21 protein-coding genes are annotated in these 15,391 nt (G+C 37.8%); 14 read left to right on the forward strand and 7 right to left on the reverse strand.

Annotation, left to right across the window (positions count from 1 at the left end; translation table 11 throughout):
* Positions 1–43: 43 nt before the first annotated feature.
* Together NYE73_RS12300 and NYE73_RS12305 are read right to left on the reverse strand one after the other, a co-directional pair.
* Positions 44–556 (reverse strand): GNAT family N-acetyltransferase, encoded by a 513-nt coding sequence (locus NYE73_RS12300; RefSeq protein WP_048392985.1) that lies wholly within the window; start codon positions 554–556, stop codon positions 44–46.
* Between the two features lie 758 nt (positions 557–1,314).
* The gene (locus tag NYE73_RS12305; protein ID WP_259950771.1) at positions 1,315–2,190 is read right to left on the reverse strand and encodes a DMT family transporter; all 876 of its coding nucleotides are present in this window, start codon (positions 2,188–2,190) and stop codon (positions 1,315–1,317) included.
* A gap of 206 nt (positions 2,191–2,396) precedes the next feature.
* Here NYE73_RS12305 and NYE73_RS12310 point away from each other — a divergent pair, with 206 nt between their 5' ends.
* The 3 genes from NYE73_RS12310 (at position 2,397) to NYE73_RS12320 (ending at position 3,821) form a co-directional block, all read left to right on the forward strand.
* Entirely contained in the window at positions 2,397–2,885 is a 489-nt protein-coding gene (locus NYE73_RS12310) for an Lrp/AsnC family transcriptional regulator (protein ID WP_259950722.1), read from the forward strand.
* A 222-nt stretch (positions 2,886–3,107) separates the two neighbouring features.
* A complete protein-coding gene (locus tag NYE73_RS12315; RefSeq protein ID WP_054548639.1) occupies positions 3,108–3,386 on the forward strand; it encodes an ArsR/SmtB family transcription factor in 279 nt (92 codons plus the stop codon).
* 51 nt (positions 3,387–3,437) lie between these two features.
* Positions 3,438–3,821: a VOC family protein gene (locus NYE73_RS12320; protein WP_048392938.1), complete on the forward strand. Its 384-nt coding sequence runs from the start codon at positions 3,438–3,440 to the stop codon at positions 3,819–3,821.
* Between the two features lie 46 nt (positions 3,822–3,867).
* Here NYE73_RS12320 and NYE73_RS12325 read toward each other — a convergent pair whose 3' ends face one another.
* Together NYE73_RS12325 and NYE73_RS12330 are read right to left on the reverse strand one after the other, a co-directional pair.
* Positions 3,868–4,041, reverse strand: coding sequence for a hypothetical protein (locus NYE73_RS12325; RefSeq protein WP_197078723.1), 174 nt, complete (start codon positions 4,039–4,041; stop codon positions 3,868–3,870).
* 91 nt (positions 4,042–4,132) lie between these two features.
* Positions 4,133–4,978, reverse strand: coding sequence for a copper amine oxidase N-terminal domain-containing protein (locus NYE73_RS12330; RefSeq protein WP_048392936.1), 846 nt, complete (start codon positions 4,976–4,978; stop codon positions 4,133–4,135).
* A 299-nt stretch (positions 4,979–5,277) separates the two neighbouring features.
* Here NYE73_RS12330 and NYE73_RS12335 point away from each other — a divergent pair, with 299 nt between their 5' ends.
* The gene (locus tag NYE73_RS12335; protein WP_004230164.1) at positions 5,278–5,442 is read left to right on the forward strand and encodes a hypothetical protein; all 165 of its coding nucleotides are present in this window, start codon (positions 5,278–5,280) and stop codon (positions 5,440–5,442) included.
* A 521-nt stretch (positions 5,443–5,963) separates the two neighbouring features.
* On the opposite strand, the gene NYE73_RS12340 is transcribed toward NYE73_RS12335, so the two are convergent.
* Positions 5,964–6,443: a DinB family protein gene (locus tag NYE73_RS12340; RefSeq protein WP_054548622.1), complete on the reverse strand. Its 480-nt coding sequence runs from the start codon at positions 6,441–6,443 to the stop codon at positions 5,964–5,966.
* 87 nt (positions 6,444–6,530) lie between these two features.
* Entirely contained in the window at positions 6,531–7,148 is a 618-nt protein-coding gene (locus tag NYE73_RS12345; RefSeq protein ID WP_004230157.1) for a LysE family translocator, read from the reverse strand.
* A 212-nt stretch (positions 7,149–7,360) separates the two neighbouring features.
* Here NYE73_RS12345 and fabZ point away from each other — a divergent pair, with 212 nt between their 5' ends.
* From fabZ to NYE73_RS12370, 5 genes are all read left to right on the forward strand, one after another.
* On the forward strand, positions 7,361–7,786 hold the full coding sequence (fabZ, locus tag NYE73_RS12350; protein WP_048392930.1) for a 3-hydroxyacyl-ACP dehydratase FabZ: 426 nt from the start codon (positions 7,361–7,363) through the stop codon (positions 7,784–7,786).
* 17 nt (positions 7,787–7,803) lie between these two features.
* A complete protein-coding gene (locus NYE73_RS12355) occupies positions 7,804–7,986 on the forward strand; it encodes a hypothetical protein (RefSeq protein ID WP_066036806.1) in 183 nt (60 codons plus the stop codon).
* A gap of 88 nt (positions 7,987–8,074) precedes the next feature.
* The gene (locus NYE73_RS12360; protein ID WP_259950725.1) at positions 8,075–8,569 is read left to right on the forward strand and encodes a hydroxymyristoyl-ACP dehydratase; all 495 of its coding nucleotides are present in this window, start codon (positions 8,075–8,077) and stop codon (positions 8,567–8,569) included.
* Between the two features lie 48 nt (positions 8,570–8,617).
* Positions 8,618–9,013, forward strand: a complete 396-nt coding sequence (locus tag NYE73_RS12365) for a DinB family protein (RefSeq protein WP_259950772.1) — start codon at positions 8,618–8,620, stop codon at positions 9,011–9,013.
* A gap of 63 nt (positions 9,014–9,076) precedes the next feature.
* Complete coding sequence (locus NYE73_RS12370; protein WP_066036803.1) at positions 9,077–9,823, forward strand: polysaccharide deacetylase family protein; 747 nt, start codon at positions 9,077–9,079, stop codon at positions 9,821–9,823.
* Positions 9,824–9,866: 43 nt separating this feature from the next.
* Here NYE73_RS12370 and NYE73_RS12375 read toward each other — a convergent pair whose 3' ends face one another.
* On the reverse strand, positions 9,867–10,145 hold the full coding sequence (locus NYE73_RS12375) for a hypothetical protein (RefSeq protein WP_048392921.1): 279 nt from the start codon (positions 10,143–10,145) through the stop codon (positions 9,867–9,869).
* Positions 10,146–10,276: 131 nt separating this feature from the next.
* Here NYE73_RS12375 and NYE73_RS12380 point away from each other — a divergent pair, with 131 nt between their 5' ends.
* From NYE73_RS12380 to NYE73_RS12400, 5 genes are all read left to right on the forward strand, one after another.
* Complete coding sequence (locus tag NYE73_RS12380) at positions 10,277–11,050, forward strand: GNAT family N-acetyltransferase (protein ID WP_259950726.1); 774 nt, start codon at positions 10,277–10,279, stop codon at positions 11,048–11,050.
* A 300-nt stretch (positions 11,051–11,350) separates the two neighbouring features.
* Positions 11,351–12,865 carry a lmo1851 family serine protease gene (locus NYE73_RS12385; RefSeq protein WP_048392917.1) on the forward strand — a complete coding sequence of 505 codons (1,515 nt, stop codon included), beginning with the start codon at positions 11,351–11,353 and terminating at the stop codon, positions 12,863–12,865.
* Positions 12,866–12,933: 68 nt separating this feature from the next.
* The gene (locus NYE73_RS12390) at positions 12,934–13,836 is read left to right on the forward strand and encodes a CobW family GTP-binding protein (RefSeq protein WP_259950727.1); all 903 of its coding nucleotides are present in this window, start codon (positions 12,934–12,936) and stop codon (positions 13,834–13,836) included.
* A gap of 443 nt (positions 13,837–14,279) precedes the next feature.
* Positions 14,280–14,969, forward strand: a complete 690-nt coding sequence (locus NYE73_RS12395) for a CAP domain-containing protein (protein ID WP_259950728.1) — start codon at positions 14,280–14,282, stop codon at positions 14,967–14,969.
* A gap of 102 nt (positions 14,970–15,071) precedes the next feature.
* On the forward strand, positions 15,072–15,383 hold the full coding sequence (locus NYE73_RS12400) for a helix-turn-helix domain-containing protein (RefSeq protein WP_259950730.1): 312 nt from the start codon (positions 15,072–15,074) through the stop codon (positions 15,381–15,383).
* Positions 15,384–15,391: the final 8 nt, after the last annotated feature.

The following is a 15,391-nucleotide window of genomic DNA, read 5'->3' on the forward strand; positions in this document are numbered from 1 at the left end:
CTTTTAAATTGGATGATCTGACAATACGGTTTGTCAGATCATCCTAGGAATTAATCCACCGGTAATAAGTAAAAGTGAAGTTTTGACCATTCATTTCAAATGATTCTCCGCTTCTATCCACTTGTTTAAAACCGTTTTTTTCTAATACTTTTTGAGAGGCTATATTGTTCGTTGTTGTTTGTGCCTCAATGATGAGCATGCCTTGCTGGCGCATAAGGTCTAATACTAATTCTAAGGCTGTATGGGCAACCCCTTTCCCACTAAATTCTTGTCCTACTCTATAACCGATATGGCCTAATCGTTGATCCTTATCAATATCGATTACATTGATTCTTCCTATAATTTCTTCAAGTTCATTTTTTATTAGATAGAAATAGGATAGCTGTTGTGCTTGTTCCTCTAAAAGCATGTCATTTTTTCTTATGAAACTTGGTAATTCGTAATAGTCATCCCCTCGACTTGGGACTGTTTTTTCAAAATAGGCCCTATTTTTAACCTCAAATGCATATAAGTTTTCAAAATCACCCTGTGTTAATGTTTCTAATCGAATTTTCATGGCATCTCCAATCAATTTTGGTTTTTCTTTCATTATACCTGTAGTCTAGGGTTAATCTCACCCAGTTTATGGATTGTTCAGATTTTGTAGATGTGCGGATAGACATGAATACTGGTTTGCTTTTTCAGCCATCCACTAAAAAAGGACCGTCATTAAAAAGACCCACTTCCTGTCGGGTTTAGTGAATTAAATAGTGAGCGGACAAGTAAATTAGTAGAGGCATTGAGATTTTTTTAGAGAGTCCAGTAATTTTCAAAATGTGGAAGCACTTGTTCTACTAGAAAATGAACTTAGGTTGGTTCAAGTCTACCTCTATATACAGTAGGAGCGTTTTGGCAAGCGTATTCAGGTTGTATGGCAACTAAAGTCGGAGACAACTGTCCTCATCCCATCACTGACTAACCAGCCATTAATTGAAAATGCATTAAAGCATGGAATGTTAAAGCGTTCTGACGGGGGAACGATACATATTCGTATTATCAATTTTGATACCCATCTCGAAATCACCGTAGCGGATAATGCGTTGAAATGGATGAAGAGCAATTGGCAAAACTACTACAGCCTAAAGAACTTTTATCCATCAGATTGCAACACCATTAAGCCAAGGTTTACGTATGACAAGCAAGCTTCACGAAGGAACGGTGTTTCATTTGTGGTAGTAGCAAAAAAACATCTACATCATTAGATGCATTGCCTCTCGATGAGTTTTAAGAGGGGGAATGCATCTTTTATTATTTGCAAGTTTGAAAAATAGAAATTTAGAGCACAGCCTGAGGCGTCTTCGTTTTAAAATGTGTGAATAAGTAGCATCCCAAAATCACGATGATTCCCCCAATGCCTTGCAGCCAGCTTAGCTGTTCACCGATAAATAAAAAGGCGAGCAATGCTGTAAAAATAGGATTAAAGTTTAGAAAAATACCAGAGGTGGTGGCACCTAATTGTTGAACGCCAATATTCCAAAATACCATACAAACTACTGTAGAGATGACCCCTGTATAAAGAAGCGAAAGGATGAAAGAGGAGTCGATTTCGGAGAAGGTAAAATCCGTAATCGTGAATGGGACTAGGATGAGTACCCCAAACAAACCTGCATACAATGTCGCCATTAACGGAGAGGTTGTTTGCATAGCCCACTTACTACATACAGAATAAAGTCCCCATACGCAAACGGCTGCCACCATCCATAAATCTCCTGTATTCAATTGGAAGTGCCATAACAGCTGCCAATCTCCTTTCGAAAGGACAAGAAAAACACCAATTAAAGAGAGTACCATCGCCAGAAGTTGCCAGCCATTTATTTTTTCTTTCAGAAAGGCGAAGGAAAAAAGGGCGATGGACATGGTATTCATTGTAGAAATAAGACCAGCATTCGTGGATGTTGTTCGTTCCAACGCTAAAAATTGAAATATATTAAATAAGGCAACACCTGTAATGCCCATCAGGAATAATGGCACAAGAGCGGCTTTAGCAGGAACCAATCTCTTCTCTTTCCACCAAACTAACGGTAGCAGGACGATCACTGCGATCAGCCATCTGACCAACGTTAAGGTCATTGGAGAGGCATGAGCCACTAGCGTCTTAGCCACAACAAAATTGCCTCCCCATAGTAAGCTCGTGACAAGCATTAAGCCCATATAAAATTTAACCACAGTATAGGTACACTCCTTTTGCTTTTATGTATAATAAGAATCATAGCACTATTAGTGATTTATCAGTATAATATTTTGTATAATTGAATAAAATCAAAATAATCGAAAGTTATTTAATGAATATCAAAATAATATTTTGAAATCGCATTAAAAACTTCCTTGTCTAAAAATAATCAAAAGAGGAGAAAACAATGGAGGATATAAAAAATAAAGGATTAGATAATGTCGATCTGCAATTATTAGCGATTTTGCAGCGAGAGGTTCAGATTAGCAATGCGGAATTAGCTAGACGGGTGAATTTGTCCCCACCAGCAACCCATACAAGGGTGAAACGTCTAGAAAATGAAGGCTATATTGATCAACAAGTCGCAATTTTAAATCAGGAGAAACTAGGGTTTGATTTATTGTGCTATATATTTATGAGCACAAATATTCATCAGGAGAAGGAAATAGAGGAGTTAGAAAACAGCTTGAAAACAATGACCGAAATTTTGGAATGTCATTGCTTAACAGGTGCCTATGATTATTTGTTAAAGGTCGTAATTCGAGACCGCCAAGACTTAAATCAATTTATTCGAAAATTAAATAAGCTTGGCGTTTCTAGAATTCAAACGAATTTATCCTTACGAGAAATTAAATATTCTACAGTGTTACCGATCGAAGAAAAACAGCAAGTCTGAGTAAGCTAACTCAGGCTTGCTGTTTTTTACTCATGATAGGTAAGCAGCCGCTTTAAACGAGTATAAAGTCGTCCTAAAAAGTTAGTTACCACTCTAAATGAGTAGAGCCCCGCTCCTAAAGATTCACCCTGTTCAAATAAGGAGACCACACGTACAAAAATCATACAACCCACAAGTTGCTTATAGTTGACATGCAACCATAGAGTTGCCTATAATCAAGCTATGAATTGGGATAAAGACGCTGTTTTTAAAGCACTAGGGGACTCGACTCGGAGACTTATATTAGATGAACTGGCTGAGTGTGATGAGATGACGTTGTATGAATTGACGGTGCGTCTTCTAATGAAACATGAACTTTCCATTTCGAGGCAGGGGATTGCTAAGCATCTGTCTGTCTTAGAGAGTGCTGGACTCGTCCTATCACAGCGAAAGGGAAAATATAGAGTCATTCTTTTCAATAAGGAACCACTTAAAGATTTACTGAAAGGATGGGTAGAATAAAGTTTACGTGTGAAGGATGCTTCTTAAACGACTTAAAAGGAGGAAAAGCAATTGAATATTATTGTCAACAGTATCTTTGTACAAGATCAGGAAAAGGCACTGGCATTTTATATGGAAAAGCTAGGGTTTGTAAAAAAGGAGGATGTCCCAGTAGGAAAACATAGATGGCTAACGCTTGTGTCGCCTGATGATTTAGAGGGCACTGAGCTATTACTTGAGCCAGATGAGCATCCTGCAGCAAAGGACTATCAAAGGAGGATTTTCGCTGAAGGCATTCCAGCAACAATGTTTGGAGTTGCTGATTTAGAAAAGGAGTATAGCCGTTTATTGGAGAAAGGCGTTGAATTTACACTTAAGCCGACAAAAGCGGGAGAAGTCACAATAGCAGTTTTTAATGATACATGTGGCAACCTTATTCAGATTATACAAAAATAGTGTAGAAAAGCGTGTTTGATATTTTTTATCAAACACGCTTTTCTCATTACTCAGCCATTACCCAACCTTGATCATCGTTCAAAACGTTTAGATTTTCTTTTGGCTGCGCATTTACGGTCTGTTCTTTGGCTTCTGCTTCCTCGCTGGGCGGAGCTTCTTCCGACGAACAAGCAGATAAAAGGAATAGTAGCGCTATACTTAATGATAGGAATTTCTGCATGAGGCAAACCTCCATCAATCAATCGTTGATATGAATATTTTGCACATCTTTTTACAGAATATGTTGTGTATAGCTGCCATTAAAAATTTTTTTAAGCGACTGTATTACTAATTATTTTGCTAAAGCCATTATTATATGCACTATTAATCAGTTGCTGTATTGACTTCACTGCTTGCTCAGAGAAAATATACCAGTTATCGCCATCGAAATCATGGAGTAAATACTCAGGATAGCCTTGTAATAATTCCTCTGGGAAAGGTTGATTTAATGTATAGATATCATATTGTCGAACACTGTTTTGATCATGGCTCATAAAATCAAATTGACCAAGCTTGTAATAAGATCCAGGAGTTTCTAGATTGAGGTGCCAATAATAATCTTTCGGAGCCTCTACTTTGTCGCCTTTCTTTTCTTGGAAAATTTTGAAAAGTGCTTGGTGATAGGCATTGCCCTTGATGTCCTGAATGACACCACCCATTGTCATATGGTATTCATAGCGTAGTACCTTGATTTTTTCATCTTCAATTAGCAATGGTTCAGTCGTAATATTCACTGTGCCATCATTATAATGCACTTGACTGCCGAATGTTTCAGCAATAAAGCGAATTGGTACATAGGTGCGATTGTTTTTCATGTATGGTTGTACATCCAATTGTTCTTTTTGACCATTTTTAATGACTGTTCGGTTATTAAGATTCAATTTAATGGTTGTTTGATCCATTGAAAGGGTGATTTGTGAATCCTGCCAATGAACTTGCGCACCAAGATTTTCACTGATCACTCGTAATGGCACCATTGTTCGATTGTTTTTTTGCTCGGGTGCTGTATCAGATTTTACCACAACATCGTCGATTTTGATTTGTGTCGTTGCGGCATCAGCAGGTGTTGCTACAAATAATGTAGATGTTAAAAATAGCCCTGTAAAAAATTTTTTCATGGTATATAACCTCCTTATACTTTAACACTTACCACCATCGGAAATTTTACCATAATATTCTTATGTATATAATAAAAACTTTACTATTTTTTCTTTTGGCTGGAAAAGGTTGTGTATCATCATCAATATTTTGGACTTGATTTCGCAGTGTGTCATTTAGATTAAAACCATCGTGTTGCTAGATATCAAAGTAAAGAAGTTGAAATAAAACACAAAATCACCACCGCTATTAGCAACTTTTTGACAGTGTATAATCTGTATTTGTTCTCGAATACTAATGCTGAAAGGAGGTTTTTTAAATGAAGTTTTTGACATGGGGCATTGTTGGTGCAGCATTATTTGCTGTGATGAAAGGCTACGGAAAATCGAATCAAGGACAAAAGGATAGCTTTCAACAAACAACTACGCCTGTACAATTAGTAGCCAATGCAAATCCGCTGACAGCCAATACACCGAAACAGTAGAACAAAAGCTTATAGATTATAGGGATCTATAAGCTTGCTATATTTTTATATAAATAACTATTATTGGCATATAGATGGTGAGAAGAACTCAATTTTACAAACGCTCACGACGATGGCTTGGAAGAAATTTTGTAATTATTTTACGGAACTGTACATAGGTATTCACAGGCCAAATTGTAGGCTTGTGCACCGTTAGCAATGCAACCATTTAAAGTAGCGGCTTTGGCAACAGTCTTTAAGAAATAATAAGACCTATGTCGCAAGGGAGCATCATCGAATTGACAAATTTGGATCAGCCTTCATGTCACATAAGGATTTTCAGGGACAAGGGAATAGAAGCAGACGCAAAAAAGCTTGGTCTAACACATATTTACACGGATGCTGGTCTTACAGCGGGACCATTTTTTGAACGGAAAGGATACCAAAAAACAAATGCATATCGCGTGATGAAAAGGACGGGTGAAAAGCATGAGTTATGTAAAGATTTTTGTTCTATTAAAACAAGAACAACAGACCCAGTATCAAACTCGGTCTGTTGCTTCGTTTAGGCATCGATAAATGGTTAAAATCGCTTGTAAATGCATACCTTCATGAAAGATGGTGCGTAACAGTACTTGTTCAATGGTTTGCATACCCATATCAATAGGAGGGAATTCCTCTGACAATCGATGGCCATACTGTTCCTTTAATTGTTCAGGCTGCTGAGCTAAATACTTCTTTAATTCCTCGAAGGATGGCGTTTCGTCGTCAAAATGCTTTGGCGATGTACCAAAGCCAAACCATTTCTTGAGAGCTTCTAAATCTGTATCCTTTTCCTTTGTTAATGCCTCTATCCATAAATATTGATCGAGATAAACATGACCCATATTCCAGCGAATATTATTATGAAATCCAGCTGGGATGATGTTCGCTTTTTCTTCTGATACATGCTCGAGTAAGTGAAGCAGCTCGCCACGATAATTGGCTAGCTGCTGAAATAGATTTTCTTGACGTTGATTCAAATGTAACCCTCCTTTTTAATATTATTGGCTATTAAAACTCCATTTTCCTGCAAAAAAAGAAGAACACTTTTTGTGTTCTTCTCCAATTTATCTACTTTGTGTCTGTAATGCTAAACGGACACCGAGACCGATATAAACGAAGCCAACTGTCTTTTCGAGCCAGCGTGAGCTACCGCTTGTTTTTGTAAAGATTTTTTCGCCAATGAAGCTTGTAATTACTGCGAGTAGGATTGTATATAAAGCACTCATCACGACAAATGTTATACCGAGTGTTAGCAATTGGCTTGTGACAGATTGCTCGTTATGCTGAACAAATTGCGGTAGGAAGGCTAGGAAAAACAGTGCCGTCTTTGGATTGAGGATTTCTGCTAAAAAGCCTTGACGGAATGAAGTACTAGCAGGACTTTGTTCGACAGTCGGTTGCTCAATTTTCTTTGGCTTTGTGAGGAGCATCTGAATGCCTAAGTAAACAAGGTATGCCACACCAATATATTTCACCACTTCAAAGGCAGTGGCTGATTTCATTAAAATAGCAGAGAGACCTAAAACAGCCGCTAATGTATGAACCAAGTCACCAAGACCGATACCTAAAGCTGTATAAATACCATTCTTTTTTCCGCTTTTTAATGTTTGTGTAATGGTAATAATTACTGCAGGACCTGGAATTAAAAATAATAAAAGAACTATTGCGATAAAAGATAACATGCGAAACCATCCTATTCTAATAAACTAATCATTCTAGGGTGAATGCATGGAATATTATATTCTAGCTATTGTGTGGCTGTCGATAAAGAAATATTGAAAAAATAATGAAAAATAATTCAGAAAACTAATGAATAATACTAATGAAATTTTATTACCTAGTACTAATATTTAGTGTTAGAATAAGATTATAAAAATACGTTGGAGGAATTCATATGTTAACAAGTCAACAATTACAAGCTATTTTGCCACACCGATATCCATTTCTTTTGGTAGACCGTATTGTGGAGTTAGAAGAGGGCAAGCGCGCAGTGGGGTTGAAAAATGTAACGATTAATGAAGAGTTTTTTAAAGGTCATTTTCCGCAGTATCCTGTGATGCCAGGTGTGCTAATTGTTGAAGCATTAGCACAGGTTAGTGCAGTGATTATGCTGACAAAGGCTGGGAATGAGGGAAGATTAGGTTTATTGGCAGGAATCGATCATTGTCGCTTTAAAAAGCAAGTAAAGCCTGGTGATCAGCTACATCTAGAAGTGGAGATTACACGTGTGAAGGGCGCTGTTGGGAAAGGCAGAGGGATTGCAATGGTAGATGGAGAAATAGTTTGCGAGACGGATCTTGTTTTTGCTTTTGGATCTTAGAAAATGGAGGCTCTCGGTTGAATTACACATTTATGCTTTATATCGCCGTTTGTATCATGCAAATAGCGCTATTAGCGAATATTACGATTGCTAAAGGCGCTTGGAATGGGGTGACAATGTGGCTTTGTACGGTAGTTTTTGTTTTCGCAACAGCTATATTTGGATTAAGTAGAGCGCGGCAAAAAGACACTCAAAAATAAACGACTTTGCTTCAATTCGTACTACACGGCTCTCTTTCCTTCATATAGTAAATGGAGTGAAAGTTTTAATATGAGAGGGTGAGGAGGTTTGAGGGTCGCTTTTATAGAACATAAAGAAGAACAGCTACAGCCAGAGCAAGCGTTGGCGCACGATTTCTGTGATCAATTTGTGCAAAAGATGCATAAAAATATATTGCATAAAAAGCTTGATGAGGATGTGTATCAGTCCTATTTTGTTATCCTTCAGCAACAATATACAAGGCAAGAGCTGCGATTTATTGTCCATCTGTTAAAGGTACAGGCAAATGAGATAATACGCATGAAGCCCATGTTTATTACCATGAGTGGTGTTATTTTATCCATGTTTACATTGTTTGCTACAACCATGAATAGCAAGCTCATGATAGGCATGTCGCTTGTCCAAATCGTTGCATTAGCCGTCTTGAGTTTTAATGTCGCCATTATATGGATTTCCTTTAAAATTGAAATCGAACATAAGCGGGTGCAGGAAGTGATTGCATTATTAGATTATTACGTAACAATTGTTTCAAAAGGGAGTGACCTTCGTGCAAAAGACAGTTGAACAATTACATTATTGGCTTATAAAAGTACCAGAAGTATTTCGTGTGTGATGACAGAAGCGGAAATAACACAACGACCTGCTCCAAAAAAATGGTCCAAAAAAGAAGTAATCGGTCATTTATGTGATTCGGCTATTGTCAATCTTGAACGATTTCTTCAAGTTCAGAATGAAGCTTCACCCTATGTAGTGACTACATACGACCAAGTACAATGGGTCGCGTTACAGGGCTATCAGGAATTACCGATAGAAGATATTTTAATGTTGTGGACAAGCATCAACAAAAAAATCATGTATGTACTGAACCACCTTGATGAAGAGACATTGGCCCAGCCATGTGTGATGAATCAACAACAAAGGACATTGGGATGGTTGATAGAGGAGTATATGCAACATCTGGCACATCATATCCACCATCAAATTTTAATGAATGAATGCGAAACATAAGCATTTTTTTAGGAAATCCTCAAATAATAAAGTACGAAAATAATTATTTGGGGACGTGAAAATGTGAAAAAGTTTTTATTGCTTTTACTACCACTTAGTCTAATCACGGTGTCGCTTTTTTATGTAAAAGTGAGTTCTTCTGAAAATAAAGGAAGAAAGTATTATGAGGAAGCAGGTCAAATTCTTTGGGAAATTCAGACAGATGAAAAAATCATTGCCTTAACATTTGATGATGGGCCACATCGCAAATATACAGCGGATATCCTTGATGTATTGGAAAAATATAATGCAAAAGCAACCTTTTTTATTGTCGGTCAAAATGCAGAAAAAAATCCTGAGCTGATTACAAGAATGTACGAAGAAGGACATGAATTGGCCAATCATACCTATACACACCCTTTAAGAACAAATGTTACCAATTTAATGAAAGAAATACAGCAAACAGATGAAGTGATTGCAGGGATTACAGGCTATCAGCCAACATTATTTAGACCAGTTGAAGGACAATATACCGATGCGATGATTGATGCAATTTCAAAAAAAGGCTATAAGGTTGTTATGTGGTCTTGGCATTTAGATACGCTTGACTGGAAAAGCCCAGGTGTTCATCGCATCGTGAATACCGTTTTAAAAGGTGTAAAAGCAGGCAATATTGTCCTATTTCATGACGGTGGGGGAAATCGAGCACAAACGGTTCAGGCAATGGAACAAATCATACCGGAGCTTGAAAAACAGGGCTATCAGTTTGTGACGGTTTCTGAATTATTGGAAATCCAAAGGACACATAAGAAAATGGAAAAAAAACAGTAGTGTTGAAGCAGAAACGTCTTCAACACTTTTCTTTATGTAAAGGTTATTTAAACATTTTTTTGATGTGTTTAAGCTCAGCAATTAAATAATCAATTTGTTTCTGCATATTATCTATTTTAACTGTTTGATGCCCATTTCCATTGCCATTATTCGTTTGAGAAGAATCATTGTTCGCGTTTTGGAGCGCTTCTAATGCGAGTCCCGCTGCAATGGTTTGTAAACCATCCCCTAATGTTGAAATGGCTGTGCCAATATAGGATAGCTTAGCCGCATAAATTTCTATGGATTCATTGCCTTGGCTCGGTTTATTATTTCTCCCCATTGTTTTTCCTCCTTACATTTGTCATTACTTGCATCATATGCGACAACAAGTGAAAAGGCGATTCCGATGATCGTTGAATGATTCACTAAAAATGGTAAAATTAGTACAATTAACGGATTGGGGGACTAGCATTGACACACCATGTAGAGCTGATTGAAATGAATAGTGAGCTGTTAGAGGGGAAGGGCAGCTTTTGTTTACGAAGCAAGAAAAAAACAGAGGGCTATCAGAACAAAAACAAATGGCTTAATCAACAATTTGAAAAGGGCTTACATTACATACAAGTACTTGAAAATCAAAAACAAGTAGGTTTTATAGAATATACAGACGCGGAATACTCTTCAAGAGTTGTACATGCAGATGGCTATGTGGTGATTCACTGTTTATGGGTAAGTGCAGTGGGGAAGGGCTATGGTACACAATTACTGAAGAGGTGCTTAAAGGATGCCAAGGAACGTGGGAAAAAGGGAGTGGTGGTCATTACAAATGACCAAACTTCCTGGACGCCAAGCAAGGATTTATTTTTACAGCACCAGTTTCAACATCTGGCAACAGCACTCAATGATTTTGAATTATGGGTCTTTCCATTTCATGAAAGCGTTGAACGGCCATACTTTCCTGATAATTGGCAGGAACGATTAACGAGATTTCCTCATTTAACGATTTTACGTTCCTTTCAATGTCCATATGTAGACGTCGCCACGGAAAATATTCAATTAGCTGCCGAAAAATTAGGATTGCAGCCAGTGCTGGTGGATCTTCAAACGAGAGAAGAGCTGATGGAGAAATCACCGACACCATATGGTATTTTTTCAGTGGTTTATAAAGGACAATTGATTGCCTTTCATCGATTAACCGTGCATTCCGTATATAAAAAACTGCAAAAACTCATGAATAATTTCTGATAGGATGCAACTTTTTTGGACACTGGCACGTTATATTCTTATAGCATTTCTATGATTCTTTGAGTTTTTTGTTGACTGCTACTAGGAAATGAGTAAAATTAAAAGGCAGTACCATAATATGCCTAAACTTAGTAGTATGATGGCTGAATAGGTGCTGGAATGCTAGTTAGAATGAAGCATGATCGGACAAGGTCTGTCATGAAATTTTGACAGTCTTTTTCTTTTCGTCTTCTGGATAACCTGTTAAGATGGTAGTAGTGTGACAACAAGTTAGTGTAAATGAGAGTGGTGACAATCAAGATGGATGAACAGAAAAAAGAAAGTACAGAACAGCAGCAGGAGCCGACTCCAGCTGAAATAAAGCCGGCAGGACAATTTATACAACTGAAACCGTTTAAATTTATCATGCTAATGTTCTTTACAATTCTTATTACGGCAGGTTTAACAATATTTGCGTTAACCTTTGGTGATAAGAAAGTAGTAGAAGTGAAAGTTCCGATTGAACGAGAGGAATTTACAAAATTATATGAAGCATTTGATTTACTGAAAAATAACTATTACCAAGATATTGACGATGAAAAAGTGGTCGATGGTGCTATCAATGGTATGTTTGATGCATTAGGCGATCCTTATTCCGATTTCATGGTAAAGGAAGAAGCGGATCAATTTAATTCTGGCTTATCTTCAAGCTTCCAAGGAATTGGTGCAGAAATCCAAGAACGTAATGGTTATATTACAGTAGTGTCACCTATCAAAAATTCTCCTGCTGAAAAGGCAGGCTTATTACCAAAAGATATTATCTTAACAGTTGATGGGAAAAGTATTCAGGGCTTAAGTGCAACAGAGGCAGTTGCACTGATTCGTGGCGAAAAAGGAACACCCGTAAAATTAACGGTAAAACGTGGCGAAAATACGGAACCTATTCAAATGACGATTGTTCGTGATGACATCCCAGTCGAAACCGTTTATGGTGAAATGCTGGATGGCAATATTGCCCATATTCAAGTTACATCATTTAGTGAACAAACTGCCCAAGAGCTTGAAAAAATCCTTACTGAGTATGAAGGCAAAGGAATGAAGGGCATTGTATTAGATTTACGTCAAAATCCTGGTGGCTACCTAAAGGCTGCAGTCGATATCTCTAATTTCTTTGTACCAGAAGGAAAGGCGATTGTGCAGGTACAAGAAAAAGATGCGGAGCCTCAAATTACAAATGCCATTGCAGGTAAAAAATATAACCTACCGATTACAGTACTAGTTGATAGTGGCAGTGCTTCAGCCTCTGAGATTTTGGCAGGAGCATTAAAAGAGTCAGTTGGTGCTAAAGTTGTTGGTGAAACATCATTCGGTAAAGGAACTGTCCAAAATGTTACACCATTAAAAGACGGCTCTAATTTGAAATTTACGACAGGTAAATGGTTAACACCGAAGGGCAACTGGATTAATGAAAAAGGAATTGAGCCTGATGTCAAAGTTGCGTATCCATCCTATGCCTCTTTACCATACTTGAATGCCTCTTTAGAAATGAAGACAGGCCTACAATCTGACTCTGTGAAAGCAGCAGAGGAGATGCTTCAGGTGCTAGGGTATGAGCCTGGTGAAGTAGATGGGATCTTTGATGACAATACCGCACAGGCAGTAGAAAAACTACAAGCAGCGAACAACCTTGAAGAAACAGGCATTCTAACAGGTAATACAACGTATGCTTTAATGGATGCATTACGTGCAAAAATGAAAGCCGATGATCCTCAGTTACTAAAAGCGAAAGAGCTTCTTGTAGGAACAGCCGAAAAAACAGAGGAAACAACAAACTAACAATGTAGCTGTCGCAACAGTTGTCTTTCACGGCATCTGCGACAGCTTTTTTTATGGGAGGAACTAATATGAAAGATGTGTACCTATTTAGTGGCTTTTTAGGGAGTGGCAAAACATCCATGCTGACAGATGTCATTCGCCAGCTAAAAGAAAAGAAATTAAAGCCTGCTGTTATTATGAATGAGCTCGGGAAGCTGCCATTTGACTCGCAGGCAGTGGAAAAGGATATCCCGCTAAAGGAGATGCTAGAGGGCTGTATTTGCTGTTCGGGTGCTGAAAAAACAGAGGCACAAATTCAATCTCTTCTATTAGATAGTGATTTTGATGTGCTCATTATCGAGACAACAGGTGCAGCACATCCTGTAGAAGCTTTGGATGCCGTTTTTTCACCGCTTTTTGCAGATCAGCTCAATGTGAAAGGCATTATCACGGTGGCTGATTCTAAGCTCTGGCTACACCGTGATACATTAACACCACAAGTGCGCTCTTTATTTCTGGAGCAAATTCGCCATGCACATCTATTGTTAGCAAATAAAACAGACTTATTAACAGAGGCAGAGCAAGGTCAGGTCGTCTATGAACTGCAGGGCTTGAACCCTCATGCCTTTATATTGCAAACGACAAATGGACGCGTACCACTCAGCTTATTAGAGGGGCTGAAGGCAACAACACAGGTCGATAAAGCAGATATAGTTAAAGCGCCAATAGCCTCAATGCAGCTGGGCTCTCGCTTAGTAGATTTTACAGATCAGGAATTTACACAGGAGCAGTTTGAAGATTGGGTGCGTGCATTACCTGAAACGATTTATCGTATGAAAGGCTATGTACCAATTAAGGGCATCAAAAACCCAATGTTGTTCCAATATGCTTATGGAATGGTGCAATGGCTCCCAGAATATCTGAAAATGCCAGCAAAACTTGTTATTATTGGAGAGAATGTTAGTGCTTTACCTGTTATTGGGATTAATTGAAGAATAAAGCAACCAGTGAATTTCTGCACGTGAACAACCTGTGTAGCTTTACACAGGTTGTTTTATTTTTATGTAAATGAAATGTAACGCTCTTGTAACACAATTGTAATATTAGGCTAACATGAGGCTACGACACTAGCCATCTCTAGGGTGATGCAAAGAAAGTAATGAAGAAAGGCGATGAAAAAATGAGTGTATAAAACATACATTTTTTATTCATATCAGCTGTTTATTTTCTAAAATATTTACGAGTTTAGGAGGGGTGTCAACCCTCTTTCAAACGTAAGTATTTCATAGATTGGTGAAACCTGCTAAAAAATAACGCGAAAAAAACGTGATTTTTCGCGCATTTTCTTCTTCGTTGGCGTAGTTAGCAGATGTTGGTAAGATTTTAATGAAAATCATCCCTTACGATTAGTGGCAGAGAAGGAGGAATTGCAAACATGAAAAAAACACTAACTGCAATTTGTGCAACATTTCTTTTAGCAGCTCCAATTCAAATAGCTTCTGCTGCTGCAAATACAACAGAGGGGAATTCCGTACAGCAATCAACAAACTGTAATGTTTATTATTATAAATGGTCAAACAATAATCATAAGTGGACGATTAAACTTCCACAGGTATCTACACCATCTAATGAGACGCCAACAACAAATAATACAACACCAACAAAGCCAAATAATAATCAATCATCACAAAATGAAAAGCCAGCAACACCACCAACTACTTCAACACCATCAACAACAACTTCAGATGTGGACGCATTTGAACAAGAAGTAGTAAAATTAACAAACGCTGAGCGTACAAAAGCTGGTTTATCACCACTTCAAACAGATGCAAAATTAATGGCTGCAGCTCGTGAAAAATCACAAGATATGCAAACAAATAAATATTTCTCACATACGAGCCCAACATTTGGTTCACCATTTGATCGTATGAAAGCTTTAGGTATCGCTTATAAAGCTGCAGGTGAAAACATTGCTCAAGGTCAACGTTCACCACAAGAAGTAGTACAAGCGTGGATGGAGTCACCAGGACACCGTGCGAACATTTTAAACGGTAAATTTACACACATCGGTGTAGGTTATGTGAAATCAGGTAACTACTGGACACAACAATTTATCCAAAAATAATCATTTATTAATAGAAAGATGCTCTATAAGTCTATAAAGGCTTAGAGAGCATCTTTTTTTATTGAATTAATGGTAAAATTTGATGAGAAAGGGAGGATAGAATTGAAACAATATAGCATAGCAATGGCGATTTTCTCATTAGCCGTGTCGTTTTTAATAGGAAGCTGGCACATCGCCACTAGTTTAAAAGAGCAGCCAAAGGAATCCGTGCAACACCAGCTATTGTCACAACAAGAGGCAGCTGATTATTTAGGAATCAGTTTAGTGGAAGTGCTAAAATTAACAGAAGTGCCAGATGGATCAAATAGTTACATAAGCGAAATCCCTCATGTAAAGGTAGGGGACAAAGTCTATTATCCAAAGCAAGCCATTGATCGCTGGCTATTGGATATGGAATTAATCGTAGTACCTTAAGAAAAACA

It is taken from the genome of Lysinibacillus sp. FSL K6-0102 (assembly GCF_038003545.1).
Lineage (GTDB): Bacteria > Bacillota > Bacilli > Bacillales_A > Planococcaceae > Lysinibacillus > Lysinibacillus capsici.

Excerpts from the sequence above, each read along its gene's own strand:
- NYE73_RS12300 (WP_048392985.1), bottom strand. The coding sequence starts at position 556 with ATGAAAATTCGATTAGAAACATTAACACAGGGTGATTTTGAAAACTTA.
- NYE73_RS12305 (WP_259950771.1), bottom strand. The coding sequence starts at position 2,190 with ATGGGCTTAATGCTTGTCACGAGCTTACTATGGGGAGGCAATTTTGTT.
- NYE73_RS12310 (WP_259950722.1), top strand. The coding sequence starts at position 2,397 with ATGGAGGATATAAAAAATAAAGGATTAGATAATGTCGATCTGCAATTA.
- NYE73_RS12315 (WP_054548639.1), top strand. The coding sequence starts at position 3,108 with ATGAATTGGGATAAAGACGCTGTTTTTAAAGCACTAGGGGACTCGACT.
- NYE73_RS12325 (WP_197078723.1), bottom strand. The coding sequence starts at position 4,041 with ATGCAGAAATTCCTATCATTAAGTATAGCGCTACTATTCCTTTTATCT.
- NYE73_RS12330 (WP_048392936.1), bottom strand. The coding sequence starts at position 4,978 with ATGAAAAAATTTTTTACAGGGCTATTTTTAACATCTACATTATTTGTA.
- NYE73_RS12335 (WP_004230164.1), top strand. The coding sequence starts at position 5,278 with ATGAAGTTTTTGACATGGGGCATTGTTGGTGCAGCATTATTTGCTGTG.
- NYE73_RS12345 (WP_004230157.1), bottom strand. The coding sequence starts at position 7,148 with ATGTTATCTTTTATCGCAATAGTTCTTTTATTATTTTTAATTCCAGGT.
- fabZ (WP_048392930.1), top strand. The coding sequence starts at position 7,361 with ATGTTAACAAGTCAACAATTACAAGCTATTTTGCCACACCGATATCCA.
- NYE73_RS12365 (WP_259950772.1), top strand. The coding sequence starts at position 8,618 with ATGACAGAAGCGGAAATAACACAACGACCTGCTCCAAAAAAATGGTCC.
- NYE73_RS12375 (WP_048392921.1), bottom strand. The coding sequence starts at position 10,145 with ATGGGGAGAAATAATAAACCGAGCCAAGGCAATGAATCCATAGAAATT.
- NYE73_RS12385 (WP_048392917.1), top strand. The coding sequence starts at position 11,351 with ATGGATGAACAGAAAAAAGAAAGTACAGAACAGCAGCAGGAGCCGACT.
- NYE73_RS12390 (WP_259950727.1), top strand. The coding sequence starts at position 12,934 with ATGAAAGATGTGTACCTATTTAGTGGCTTTTTAGGGAGTGGCAAAACA.
- NYE73_RS12395 (WP_259950728.1), top strand. The coding sequence starts at position 14,280 with ATGAAAAAAACACTAACTGCAATTTGTGCAACATTTCTTTTAGCAGCT.